Annotated in this window: 13 protein-coding genes; 7 read left to right on the top strand and 6 right to left on the bottom strand. The window is 65.1% G+C overall.

Going from position 1 to position 11,558, the window contains the following annotated elements; all coding sequences use genetic code 11:
* Nucleotides 1-85: 85 nt before the first annotated feature.
* The 4 genes from M622_RS30860 to M622_RS30875 all read right to left on the bottom strand — a co-directional run bounded on the left by M622_RS30860 (nt 86) and on the right by M622_RS30875 (nt 2,712).
* On the bottom strand, nt 86-976 hold the full coding sequence (locus M622_RS30860) for an ImmA/IrrE family metallo-endopeptidase (protein ID WP_021249523.1): 891 nt from the start codon (nt 974-976) through the stop codon (nt 86-88).
* Nucleotides 973-1,341: a helix-turn-helix domain-containing protein gene (locus tag M622_RS30865; protein ID WP_021249524.1), complete on the bottom strand. Its 369-nt coding sequence runs from the start codon at nt 1,339-1,341 to the stop codon at nt 973-975. Before M622_RS30865 ends, M622_RS30860 begins: the two co-directional genes overlap by 4 nt.
* Entirely contained in the window at nt 1,338-1,652 is a 315-nt protein-coding gene (locus M622_RS30870; protein WP_021249525.1) for a hypothetical protein, read from the bottom strand. The genes M622_RS30865 and M622_RS30870 overlap by 4 nt, the downstream gene beginning before the upstream one ends.
* A gap of 250 nt (nt 1,653-1,902) precedes the next feature.
* Complete coding sequence (locus tag M622_RS30875; protein WP_021249526.1) at nt 1,903-2,712, bottom strand: hypothetical protein; 810 nt, start codon at nt 2,710-2,712, stop codon at nt 1,903-1,905.
* 615 nt (nt 2,713-3,327) lie between these two features.
* Here M622_RS30875 and M622_RS30880 point away from each other — a divergent pair.
* On the top strand, nt 3,328-4,155 hold the full coding sequence (locus tag M622_RS30880) for a DUF932 domain-containing protein (protein WP_021249527.1): 828 nt from the start codon (nt 3,328-3,330) through the stop codon (nt 4,153-4,155).
* Between the two features lie 79 nt (nt 4,156-4,234).
* Nucleotides 4,235-6,295 (top strand): ParB/RepB/Spo0J family partition protein, encoded by a 2,061-nt coding sequence (locus M622_RS30885; RefSeq protein WP_021249528.1) that lies wholly within the window; start codon nt 4,235-4,237, stop codon nt 6,293-6,295.
* Between the two features lie 194 nt (nt 6,296-6,489).
* Here the strand turns inward: M622_RS30885 and M622_RS30890 are convergent, their stop codons facing one another.
* Nucleotides 6,490-7,008, bottom strand: coding sequence for a GNAT family N-acetyltransferase (locus tag M622_RS30890; RefSeq protein WP_031346923.1), 519 nt, complete (start codon nt 7,006-7,008; stop codon nt 6,490-6,492).
* An 816-nt stretch (nt 7,009-7,824) separates the two neighbouring features.
* Between M622_RS30890 and M622_RS30900 the strand changes: the two genes are divergently transcribed.
* Nucleotides 7,825-8,139: a DUF736 domain-containing protein gene (locus M622_RS30900; protein WP_021249531.1), complete on the top strand. Its 315-nt coding sequence runs from the start codon at nt 7,825-7,827 to the stop codon at nt 8,137-8,139.
* Nucleotides 8,140-8,202: 63 nt separating this feature from the next.
* On the opposite strand, the gene M622_RS0120310 is transcribed toward M622_RS30900, so the two are convergent.
* Entirely contained in the window at nt 8,203-8,508 is a 306-nt protein-coding gene (locus M622_RS0120310; RefSeq protein WP_023127565.1) for a helix-turn-helix domain-containing protein, read from the bottom strand.
* Between the two features lie 177 nt (nt 8,509-8,685).
* Here M622_RS0120310 and M622_RS30905 point away from each other — a divergent pair, with 177 nt between their 5' ends.
* The 4 genes from M622_RS30905 to M622_RS30920 all read left to right on the top strand — a co-directional run bounded on the left by M622_RS30905 (nt 8,686) and on the right by M622_RS30920 (nt 11,428).
* Nucleotides 8,686-9,099 carry a DUF2958 domain-containing protein gene (locus M622_RS30905; RefSeq protein WP_021249533.1) on the top strand — a complete coding sequence of 138 codons (414 nt, stop codon included), beginning with the start codon at nt 8,686-8,688 and terminating at the stop codon, nt 9,097-9,099.
* Between the two features lie 308 nt (nt 9,100-9,407).
* Nucleotides 9,408-10,178, top strand: coding sequence for a DUF2285 domain-containing protein (locus M622_RS30910; protein WP_021249534.1), 771 nt, complete (start codon nt 9,408-9,410; stop codon nt 10,176-10,178).
* An 84-nt stretch (nt 10,179-10,262) separates the two neighbouring features.
* Nucleotides 10,263-10,544, top strand: coding sequence for a helix-turn-helix transcriptional regulator (locus M622_RS30915; protein ID WP_003107109.1), 282 nt, complete (start codon nt 10,263-10,265; stop codon nt 10,542-10,544).
* A gap of 26 nt (nt 10,545-10,570) precedes the next feature.
* On the top strand, nt 10,571-11,428 hold the full coding sequence (locus M622_RS30920) for a replication initiator protein A (RefSeq protein WP_021249535.1): 858 nt from the start codon (nt 10,571-10,573) through the stop codon (nt 11,426-11,428).
* The last annotated feature ends 130 nt before the right edge of the window (nt 11,429-11,558 follow it).

Consider the following 11,558-nt stretch of genomic DNA (forward strand, 5'->3'; position numbering starts at 1 on the left):
GTTGGGTGAAGGGTTCGGATGCGTAATTATACAATTACATCAATGCGTTAGGATGGAATCCGGGCTGAGCGAACACGGATTCAGGTTAGTCATCTGCAGTTTCCTCAAGGTGACGGAATCGAGCCAATCCAACGTATTGACGCCGGGCGATACGAACATAGGTCGCCCACTGGGTACCAGGCATGACCACTCGCGTGATTCCACACTTGGCAGCACGAAAAAGTCGTCCTGCTGCCAGCTCACGCTCAGGCACGAGCATGGAGGCATCCACAACCACACCTGCTGGGAGGAGCAGCAGCCCGTCCTGCTCGATGTCGAGGGTCGGGGAATTCCAGTGCTGATCCGCGACTGTGAGCGGCATGGAAGTGACCTCGCCTAGCAGTTCCGTGCGGATCATCTTTGGCGTAATCCGTCCAAGGCGATCACGCTGCACCTGGTTGATCATGTTGATACCGTAGGCGAGGTGATTCACCAGAGTCGCCTGCCCTACTCCGAAGTTGCAGGCGATGGCGTACATATCGAGGGCTGTTGCGCGGTTCGGGTCCAAGCCCCGCTTCGCGAAGGCCTCCCGTAGGCCAAGCGTGGGCATTAAAACAAAAGCCGCGAAAGCGTCAGCCAGAATTTCGTTCGGAGGGCGATCGGCGCTGCTGGCCTGATCTTCCCGCAGCTCGTCGATGGTCGAGCCGTGCCCAAAAACGTGATGCCCCAATTCATGCGCGCACGTGAAAGTTCGTCTCGCCAAAGGCCTGAGTACAGAAACATGAATGCGCGGCTTCGGCGTCCGGTCGTACATGCCCTCCATATTGATATCGTTGAAGCGCACTGCGACGTTGTGCGCCTCGCACAAGCCATAAATGCAGGTGGGACTCTTGAGATCCACGCCCGCCTTGACGCGCGCCGCGATTGAAGCCTGCATGCCTTGCATCACCAGGGCTTTTCGGCCGGGGGCCGACGTAACCGAGAGCTGAGCGCTCATTTACTCACCCCTCCCTCTTCGGCATCCGAGCTGCGCATCGACGCCAGCAGCCGCAGCAGTCGATCCAAATCGTCCGGCTTCAGCTTGCTCAGTTCGCGTGCGGCAAGCTGGAGTCGCGGGTCGTTCATCTCGAGCTGATCGGCTGTTTCTCCGAGCAGCCATGAAACGGTGACATCGTAGGTCTCCGCAAATCTCGTCAGTTCTTCTGCAGAAACACGGCGATTGCCGGCCTCGATCTCAGAAACCGTCGGCCGATGCATCTGCAGCACCTTGGCCACCTGGCCTTGCGACAGGCCTGCGGCTTTTCTGGCCTCTCGCAGACGTTCGGCGAGCGCCGAACGATGCGTGTCCGGGCTGTCTGTCATTGCGCGCTCGCCTGCTTAGGTTCAACGACCGCCTGGGCTTCTACCAGGGCTACGACCTTTGCCACGATCTCGTCAATCGTCAGCGCAATGCTGGAATCGTCCTGCCGGAAGATGTTCACATCATTGGCGATGCTGATTCCGAGCTTCGCGCCCAGCATGCCAATGGCGACGGGCCATATCTTGCTGTCGAACTTCGGCAGTTCCTCAATAGGCTTCGTCGCGCCGCCAAGCGGTGGGCACTCAAGCTCACTCGTGGCTTGTATGTTCTGCAGCACTTCCACCAGTGTCGTCTGAACCAGAGCAGCATCCATTTGAACCTCCATGCACGCCATTACGGCCGGTAAGAATATCTTACCACCGCACTGGAATTGCTGCAAGCGGCAACGTGGATGCGTGGCGACGGTCGCAGGTATCCGACTCCGCCCCTGTGCCGCCTGCGCTACGCTTGGCTTGAGGAGATGGGCGCGGCACGCACCCCTTGAGGCGTTGCGTGGCGCTGCTGCCTGCCGCTCAAATCGCGCCGATCGGCCCTAAACCGATTTCCAGAACGTTGGGCGGTAGCTACTTGGCTCCATCGCGTCCACGCTGACGGAGCCGCTTCACGTAAGGGCCATCGACCAGGTCTTCGACGCCCAAGTCCAGCGCGCAGCTCGCGAAGGAAGCGAGAGTGTTATCGGTGGCTTTGAAATCGTTGGGCAGTTGGCCGTGGTTGCGCCCCCTGTTCTCGTCAATGGCTGCGAGCAGCGCCTTGATGAAATCGGCGCGGGACGGACGCGACGCCATGGTAGCGGCGGCGGTCAAGGGGTCTGTGGCTTCCATGACTGCGTCCTCGGCATCGGAGGCCAGCTCTTGCAGGAAGTCGCTCAGCGATGGCCAGTACTTCAGATCGAACTGACCGTGAAGAGCATCGAGGCGCTCCTGGACATACGACGTGAAAAGGTAATTGCTCTTGGCCGCCGCCTCGATCACGTCGCACACGTGGTAGTGGGTGTCGGTGCTGAAGCCGGAGGTGTTGTGCAGATCGGAGCGCTGCTGCAGCAGGTCGGCCAGTTCTGCCGCCCTCCTCGCAATCTGCTGGTTGACGTTGCCGAGAGCGCCGCGTGCGGCACGCGCCTGCGCGATCTTCTCTGGGCTCCAGAACGCGGCGGTGCTGAGGACAAGCCCTAGAAAGACCTGCAGCGCGTGTGGATGCGCGTGGAGCTTGCCGTGCAGTTCGTCGTAGGCCTCGGTCAGCTCAATGCCACGAGCGAGGAGCCGGTTGGCAACAGCGTTCTCGCTGGGCAGGATGCGGTGCTCGATGTTGTAGCGCTTCCCCTCGATGAGGATGTTTTCGCAGATCTGCTTCGGGTTATCGGATTGGGGTGCGCTCATGGCCTGTCTTTGATGGTGACGATGCCTGGCAGCGTATTTGACCAAGCCAGTTCTGTCGGTACCCCGGAGTCCGCCATCGAACAGGTGCTCAGGTACCCGAATGCCAATTCAGGTCTGGGCGTCCCCGGCCAAGAAGCACGGCCGGTCGCGCTGTCGTGCTGCGCATCGAGCCTCGCTGCGCGAGTCTCGCCCCTGGCGGGCTTCCATCGTTCCCTCGCTCCGCTCGGCTGACGCCTTCGGCCCGGCTTCCAGCTTCGGGCCTGCGCGCTTCGCTTGCATGCGGTCGGCACAAAGGGATGGCCGTTGCCTGTCCAGCCATCTTTCCTGACTCCATCACCTTGCTCGCGACTGTAGCCCGCGGCCGTGTGCCGTCAAGGCGCGCAGGGCCGTGTCCTCGGCTGCGCCTGCGGGCCGCACCAACCCTGCGCTTGCCTCCTTGACGGCCCCCGTCCACGAGCTCCCTTCCGTCGCGGGCGATGAACTCAGGGAAGACGGTGGCAACGAGGCCAACCGGGTTCTTCGTGCCGACCGCACCGAACAGCCGAAAGGCTGGGCTCCGAATCTAGGAATCCGGTGTGCGGTTTCTTCAACAGCCACTTTGTCAGGAGAAAGACCATGCAACTCGCATCCCGTTTCGCTTCCCATTCCCCGACGCTGCGCAGCGACTACCCACTGTCCGACGACCAAATCCGCCGCGTAGCCCCGTCCATCTTCGCGGACGCCCCTCACGAAAGCCGTTCCGAACGGTACGCCTACATCCCCACCGCCGCCGTGCTGGCAGAACTGCGCAAGGAAGGGTTTGAACCCTTCATGGCAGCGCAGACCCGCGTGCGCCATGACGAACGCCGCGACTACACCAAACACATGCTGCGCCTGCGCCATGCCAGCCAGATAAACGGCGCGGAAGCCAATGAAATCGTGCTGTTGAACTCCCATGACGGCACGAGCAGCTATCAGATGCTGGCCGGGATGTTCCGGTTTGTGTGCAGCAATGGCCTTGTCTGCGGCGACACGGTGGCCGATGTGCGCGTGCCCCACAAAGGCGACGTGGCCGGACACGTCATCGAAGGCGCTTACGAAGTGTTGAGCGGCTTCGACCGGGTGAAGGAATCCCGCGATGCCATGCGCGCCCTCACCTTGAACGATGGCGAATCCGAAGTGTTCGCCCGTGCCGCGCTGGCCCTCAAGTACGACGACCCCGACAAGCCCGCGCCCATCACGGAATCGCAAATCCTGATGCCGCGCCGCCACGACGACCGCTGCCCGGACCTGTGGAGCGTGTTCAACCGCACGCAAGAGAACCTGACACAAGGCGGCCTGCGCGGGCGCAGCGCCAACGGACGCCGCCAGCAAACCCGCCCGGTGCAGGGCATCGACCAAAACATCCGCCTCAATCGTGCGCTTTGGCTGCTGGCGGATGGCCTGCGCCAGTTGAAGGCCTGAACCCCCACGCGGCAGGGGCAGGCAGCAGCCCTTGCCGCTTCTCTCGCTGCTGCATCCCTAACCGCAAGGAGTTATCACCATGAACGCCGTTACCCAAACCGAAACCCGCGCCATCGAAGCCGCCGCGCCGCTGGAAGTGGCCGACCCGACCAAGAACCTGATTTTGGTTCCGCTCTCGCAGTTGCTGCCGCGCCGCTCCAAGCGCAACGCACGCAAGACCCCGCGCCTGTCCATCCCTGAACTGGCCGCGAGCATTGCTCGCATCGGCCTGCTGCAAAACCTCGTCGTCATCCTCGCCGCCGATGGCGAGCAATACGAAGTGGTGGCCGGCGACCGCCGCCTGACCGCGTTGAAGCTGCTGGCGAAGAAGAAGCGCATCGTCGCCGACTACGAAGTGCCGTGCCTGCTGGTGCCCGATGCCTCGGCCCGCACCGTGAGCCTTGCCGAAAACCTGCTGCGCGAACAGATGCACCCCGCCGACCAGTTCGAGGCGTTCGCCGCGCTGGTCAAGGAAGGCCGCCCCATCGAAGACATTGCCGCCGACTTCGGCGTGTCCCCGCTGGTAGTGCAGCGCCGCTTGAAGCTGGCCAACGTCTCGTCGCGTCTGCTGGCCGACTACCGCAGCGGCAATCCGGGCGCGGTGACGCTGGAACAGTTGATGGCCCTGACCATCACCGACGACCACGCCGCGCAGGAAGCCGCGTTCTACGGAGCGCCCGAATGGCAGCGTGGCGCATCCGCGCTGCGCGAACGCCTGACCGAACGCGAAATCGACGCCACGCATCCGCTGGTGCGCTTCGCTGGGCTGGACGCCTACACGGCGGCGGGCGGCGGCATCCGCCGCGACCTGTTCGCGGAAGGCGATGCCGGAACCTACCTGACCGACGCAGCGCTGCTGGAAACGCTGGTGCGCGGCAAGCTGGATGCGCTGGCCGGGAACGTGCGCGCCGAGGGTTGGGCGTGGGTGGAAGCCGTGCCGCACATGAGCTACGCCGAGCGGCAGGCATTCCAGAACGCGCCGCGCCAGCGCCGCGAACCGACCGCCCGCGAAGCCCGCCGCATTGCCTCGCTGCAAAGCCGCCTCGACAAGATCGACGCCGAACTGGAAGAAGCCTACGACGCCGAGGACGAGGACAAGACCGAAGCGCTGGAACCGCGCCGTGAACAGGTCGCCGGGGAACTGCAAGCCGTAGAGGAAGCCTTGCAGGGCTACGCCCCGGACGTGCGCGCCGTGGCCGGTGCCATCGTCACGCTCGACCGTGAGGGAGAAGCCGTGATTCATCGCGGGCTGCTGCGCGAAGCCGAAGCCAAGGCGCTGCGCACGCTGGAGCGCTTGCGGCAGGGTTTCGGCAGCGCAGAAGGCGAAGCCGGGAACGACGACGAAGGCGAGGACGCCGAGCAGCCCAAGGCCGCGAGCCTGTCCGACCGGCTGGCGCAGCGGTTGAGCGCCCACCGCACCGCCGCGCTGCAAATCGAAGTCGCCCGGCATCCGCACGTCGCGCTCGCCGCGCTGGTGCATGGCATGGTGCAGACCGTCTTGCAGGACAGCCACTACGGCCACGACCTGCCGCTGGGCGTGCGCCTCACGGCGCAAGACCGGCTGGAAGGCATGGCCCCGGACTGGCCGGAATCGCCTGCCGCCGTGGCGCTGCTCGAACTGCAACAGGTAGCCGGCGAAGCCTTGCCGGAGGACAGCGCCGAACTGTTCGCCGCGCTGCTGGCGAAGTCGCAAGACGAACTGGTGCGGCTGCTGGCCGTGTGCGTGGCTTCCACGGTGGACGTGGTGACGCCCCGTGCCACGCCGCACCAGCCCGGCGAGGAACTGGCGCAGGCCGTGGGCCTCGACATGGCCGCATGGTGGAAGCCGACCGCAGAAGGCTACTTCAAGCACGTTTCCAAGGCTGTGATTCTGGATGCCGTGGGCGCGTTTGCACCGGAATCCGTCACCCGGCTGGCGAAACTCAAGAAGGCCGACATTGCCAGCGAGGCCGAGCGGCTGGCCGATGGCACGGGCTGGATGCCCGCTATCTTCAAGGCCGCAAGCCCGCAGGATGCCGCGCAGGAGGAAAGCTCGGAGCAGGAAGCCCCGGAGGATGCCGAAGCAATGGCGGATGAACCCGCCGAGGCGCTGGCCGCTTGACCCGCGCTGAAGGCAAGCGCCCCGGCCTCGACCGGGGCGCTTCGCTTTGTGTGGTGGCGCACCGAGACGAAGGAATAACCGCGATCAGCACCGCGCCCTGGGCGCGGTGGACGCGAAATCCGGGTGCGACAGTGGCCGCGCCCGGTGTTCAAGGCCCAATAGCCGAATTAAAACGCCGCCGCCTTCGCGCTGGCTCAGGCGGCGGCGTTGAAGGCATCGCTGTAGTGCGCGATGCCTTCCGGCACTGTCCCATGCAGGGCCAGCGCCATGAAATAGCCGGGCAGCACGCCCGGCAGTTGCAAGCCCGCATGGGCCTGGAAGCCAAAGCGCGTGTAGTACGTTGGATCGCCCAGCAGCACGCAGCCTGCGGCCTGCATAGCCCGCAGTTCAGACAGCGCCTGTTCCATCAGGCGCGAACCGATGCCTTGCCCCTGCCTTGGCAGCAGGACGGAGATCGGCCCCAACCCATACCAGCCCTCGGTCTTTCGCCCGTGCTCATGGGTGATCGTTACTGGCGACAGCGCGACGTGACCGACGACGCGCCCATGTTCTTCGGCCACGATGGAAAGCGTCAGTTCGTTGGCGGCACGCAAGGCGCGCACGATGAATTGCTCGGTGTGGCTGGTGTGTGGTGCATCAGCGAACGCGGCGATGGTCACGGCCTCGATGGCGGCAATGTCGTCCGGGGTTTCGTGTCGGAGCTGGAGGGTCATGGGCTTGTCTTCGATTGCTTCCTGAAAATATAGAACAGCCTGGGCGTGTCGGCGCACTGCGCCGCCGGGCTTTCGGGCTGCGCCCCGTGCCGCCTTTGCCGTCACGGCCATTCGGCTTCAATCCCTCACGCCTTCGCGCCTGCGGCGCTGCGCGCTTCGCTTGCCTCCAGGGGAAAGTCCTGCGGGCTATCCCCGCCGCGCGATGCTTGGCGCCCCTCGATGACGCCGAACCGGCTGCGCCGGATCGGCCCGGCCAGCGCCCCGCCGCGATGGGCGGGGCGCTGGCGAACACGCTGGCGCTCGCTGCGGCAGGTTGTGCAGGTGCGTGCCGTCCTCAACGCTGGCGGTTCCTGCCCATCACGTCACGAAGGACGGTTCACGGACAACCCGCCCGGCATCGCTATGGAGCTTCCACGCCACGCCTCAAGAGCGGCGCCGCAAGGTGCGGCGGGGGCGTTCTCGCCTGTCGTCGGGTGGTTGACCTGGCCCGCGTCAGTGGGCGAGCCGGAGAAGCCTTCGTGCGGGGATGCCGAGCCGGCCCCATCTCCTTTCGGAGCGGTCCGGCCCAAGGCGTCCTTGTCTCGTTGTGAATCCTGGCGGTGGCGCGGCTGCGCCTCGGGCTTCATGGCTGCAACCGTCCGGCGAAAACAATTTCCCCTGCGCTGCGCGCATTCCTCGCGGGCCAAATTCTTTTCGCCTCCCGGCTCTCCACTGCGTTGCGACCGCAAGCGGTGCAGCCAGCCCGTCCCCCGCCGGCCGGATCACAACAAGGACGCGATGGGCGCGAACCTTGTTCAACCGAAAGGAGAAAACATCATGGCCAACATCGGCACCTTCACCACCGACAAAGACGGCTTCACCGGCACGCTTCGCACCCTGACGCTCAACGTCAAGGTCAAGCTGGTTCCCAACGACAAGGGCAGCAGCGAGAACGCCCCCGATTTCCGCCTCCAGGCCGCCAGCCACGACATCGGCGCGGCGTGGAAGAAGACCAGCGAGGCTGGGCGCGAGTACCTGTCCGTGACCCTCGATGACCCTTCGTTCCCGGCAGCGGTCTATGCCCGCCTGATCGAAGGTGAGGACGGCACGCACGACCTGATCTGGTCGCGCAGCAAGCCCCAAGCGGCGTGACCGCCGCAGCGCCCCGCCCATCGCGGCGGGGCGCTGTGCTGCTAATAGCAGCACATCACCGCATCACGCGCGCGGCTCCGCCGCGTCGCGTTCGCTCAACACCGCCTCCAGCTCTTGGCGCACCTGCGCCAGCAGCTCGTCGGCCTTGCGCGGGCTGTCGCCCGCGTAGGCCAGCGTCAGCAGCGTGAGCGGATGGATCTCCATCACCTCGCACAGCTCGGCCAGCTTGTTCAAGGTGGGGCTTTTCAGGTCGCGTTCGAGGGTACTCATATAGGTGCGGCTGGACACGTCAGAGAAGGCTTCCTGGCTCAAGCCACGCGCCTTTCTGACTGTCTTCAACGCCTTCGCCAATGAGTTCCCAGCCGCCACCTATGGTTTCCTCTCAAAAACCAAGATGACATCCCATTGCACCCTATAGGGCTACAATCTATAGTGTTCATTTGGTGCTCTCCGTTTTTGTGCCTCTACGGAAATCCGTATCGGCGGATTCCGGCAAAGCCATAGAACCGCATCCGTGCTTGCGCACGAAGGCGCAAATCCGGTTTCGTGGTTCTGCGCTTCGACGTGAAACCGCATTCGTGCATCATTGGATTTGTGGGATTGCCGACCATGCCCCAGCCATTCGCCACCGCCCCGGAGCGCGCGCAATTGCTCGCCAACGGCGAGGCCCGCGCCGCTGGCCGGGCCATCGACCCGGTGCCCGTGGTGCGGCTGTTCACCCCGGACGCGCACGTGACCTGGCTGCTGGCCGCACTCGATCCGGCCGATGGCGACACGGCCTGGGGCCTCATCGACCTGGGGATCGGGATGCCGGCACAGGGCACCGTCAAGCTGTCCGAGCTGGCCGGCATCGTTGGGCCGCGCCAGCAGCCCGTGATGCGCGACCTCTATTTCCGTCCCACGCGCACGCTGTCGGAGTACACCCGCGCGGCCGAGCGTGACGGCGCCATCCCGGACTGAACACAGCCTACTGTGACTTTTTCAGTCTGATGTCATGCCGGGCAGGTCTCAATCGGCATTCTTGCAGCGTAGCCCCACCAGTCTGATCCAAATAGACATGATGGCTGGCGCGGGCTGCGGCAGGCTGGCCTGTGCAGCACTCCAACTCGGGGCGCTGCCGCCGCAGCATTGAGACGAATACCGCAACGCATCGGAGCCAATCGGTCTTGACAACCCGATCCATCTTTTTGACCCATAACCTTTTGACGATGGCGATGTAGCGCGTAGTTCTTCCGTGGTGGCGAGTCCTGTTCGCAGGAGGAGGCGTCATGGTCGATCACAGCGCCGAGCCTTGGTATCCGACTGCCGCGTATCTGTACGTGCTGCATCTGGACGGCCTTGCGCTTGCCTGGGAATACCTGCGCCGGCATCCCGACTACCGGCTCGACTGGCTGCGCCGTCATCGTCGGCCACAAGCAGCCCAGCAGGCGGCGCATCACTGGGGCTTGCGCCTGCTGGAAGACCCGGCCCTGGATGCGCGCGACGCGCATCCGGCCTGGCTGCCCGGCCATGCCGCCGTGGTGCAGCTCTACCCCGATGCCGATCCGCCGCTGGACGCGGCGACGTTCGCGTTCTGGCGTATCCCCGGCCACAAGCAACTGCTGCATGACGGCAAAGGGCTGGCGCTAATCGCGCGCAGCCCAGGCCACTGCCTGCGCTTCGCGCTCGCGGCCGGCCTGGAGGACGGCATGGCTGTCGCCTATGCCTATCGCGGCGGCGCTGCCGCGCCTGCACGCGGACAGGTGCCCGGCGCCGCTCTGGCCGATGCCAAACCCAGGCCAACACCTACCGCGCTGCTGGAACTGCACAGCTTGCAGGCGCTCGACGCGACCCTGGCGGGCGCGTCCTTGCGTGAAGTCGCGGAAGGACTGTTCGGCGTGGATGCCGCAGCCGATTGGTACAGCGATGGCGGGCTGCGCTCCAAGGTGCGCCGCCTAGTGCGTCGCGGCGATGCGCTGATGCGCGGCGGCTACCGCCACCTAGCACAGCTTCCGCCGCTTGAGAAGGGTCGTTTTGAAGACCAAGAAAAACGACCCTGAGCAGGAGAGCTTCGTTTTCTGAGACTGCCTCCATCCCGGTTGCGCTGGTGCAGCCGGCGTTTTCAACCGATGGAGGTTCACACCATGCGTCCCGCTCCCTTGCGGCCTGCCGCCACTGTCTCGACCGCTGCTGCGCAGCCCCAACGCTATCTCACCAACGACGAAGCCGCCGAGTACCTGCGCCTGTCGCCGCGCACGCTGGAAAAGCAGCGCGTGATCGGCGGCGGCCCGCGCTTTCGCAAGTTCGGCCGTCGCGTCATGTACGCCGTGGCCGACCTCGATGCCTGGGCTGCCGACCGCAGTTTCGAGACGACTTCCGATCCCGAATACGCCGAGCACCACTCGGCCGACAGTCGTGCGCGCTGATCGGCGGCGCGCGGCAGGCCATCGCCATGTCCAGCACTGCGCTGCCGCCCCGGCAGCGGCCGTTGCAGGAGCGCGAACAGCTCGACCTGTTCCGCGCCTTGCCCGGCGACATGGCGCCGCGCGACAGCCAGGACTTGATGGCCTATCCGTTCTTCTCGCTCGGCAAGTCCAAGCGGGTCAAGCCCATCGACTTCCGTGCGGGCAACGTGACGATCCGCGTGGAGGGAACAGCCGAGCACGGCATCGCCACGATTTGGGATGCGGACGTGCTGATATGGGCGGCCTCGCAGATCGTGGAAGCGAAGGACGCGGGCCTGCGGCCGTCGCGGCTGATGCGCGCCACGCCTTACGAGATCCTGCGCTACATCGGGCGCGGCAAGTCGCTGCGCGACTACCAGCGCCTCAAGGCCGCGCTCGACCGGCTGCAATCGACTACGGTGGCCACGTCCATCCGCGAGACGACCGGGCGGCGCCTGCATCGCTTCTCGTGGATCAACGAATGGAAAGAACTGGCCGATGCCAGCGGCACACCGCTGGGCATCGAGCTGATCCTGCCGGACTGGTTCTATGCGGGCGTGCTCGACGCCGCCCTGGTGCTGACCATCGACCCGGCGTACTTCCGTCTGACCGGCGGCATCGAGCGGTGGCTGTACCGCCTAGTGCGCAAGCATGGCGGCAGGCAGGCGCACGGTTGGCAATTCGACTTCCGCTACCTGCACCGGAAATCCGGCAGCACTGCGAAGCCCTACGACTTCGCCTGCGACCTGCGCGCGCTGGTCGCGCGGCAGTCGCTGCCCGGCTACGTCCTGGGCATCGAGCGGATGCCGGACAGCGGCATGGAGCTGCTGACGTTCCGACCCGTGCCGCATACGGCACGGGGATAACTCCGGGAAAGCCTGTGGATGGTGTCGTGCTATCAGGCGTGCGGGGTATCGTGCTATCAGGCGTGGGACTATCGTGCTATCAGGCGTGCCGATCGGCCGCAAACCCGCTCCAGCATTGGGTTTGCGCGCT

Source organism: Thauera terpenica 58Eu, assembly GCF_000443165.1.
Classification (GTDB): domain Bacteria; phylum Pseudomonadota; class Gammaproteobacteria; order Burkholderiales; family Rhodocyclaceae; genus Thauera; species Thauera terpenica.

Coding starts and splice junctions, on each gene's coding strand:
- M622_RS30860 (WP_021249523.1), bottom strand. CDS start 976: ATGAGCGCTCAGCTCTCGGTTACGTCGGCCCCCGGCCGAAAAGCCCTG.
- M622_RS30865 (WP_021249524.1), bottom strand. CDS start 1,341: ATGACAGACAGCCCGGACACGCATCGTTCGGCGCTCGCCGAACGTCTG.
- M622_RS30870 (WP_021249525.1), bottom strand. CDS start 1,652: ATGGATGCTGCTCTGGTTCAGACGACACTGGTGGAAGTGCTGCAGAAC.
- M622_RS30875 (WP_021249526.1), bottom strand. CDS start 2,712: ATGAGCGCACCCCAATCCGATAACCCGAAGCAGATCTGCGAAAACATC.
- M622_RS30880 (WP_021249527.1), top strand. CDS start 3,328: ATGCAACTCGCATCCCGTTTCGCTTCCCATTCCCCGACGCTGCGCAGC.
- M622_RS30885 (WP_021249528.1), top strand. CDS start 4,235: ATGAACGCCGTTACCCAAACCGAAACCCGCGCCATCGAAGCCGCCGCG.
- M622_RS30890 (WP_031346923.1), bottom strand. CDS start 7,008: ATGACCCTCCAGCTCCGACACGAAACCCCGGACGACATTGCCGCCATC.
- M622_RS30900 (WP_021249531.1), top strand. CDS start 7,825: ATGGCCAACATCGGCACCTTCACCACCGACAAAGACGGCTTCACCGGC.
- M622_RS30910 (WP_021249534.1), top strand. CDS start 9,408: ATGGTCGATCACAGCGCCGAGCCTTGGTATCCGACTGCCGCGTATCTG.
- M622_RS30915 (WP_003107109.1), top strand. CDS start 10,263: ATGCGTCCCGCTCCCTTGCGGCCTGCCGCCACTGTCTCGACCGCTGCT.
- M622_RS30920 (WP_021249535.1), top strand. CDS start 10,571: ATGTCCAGCACTGCGCTGCCGCCCCGGCAGCGGCCGTTGCAGGAGCGC.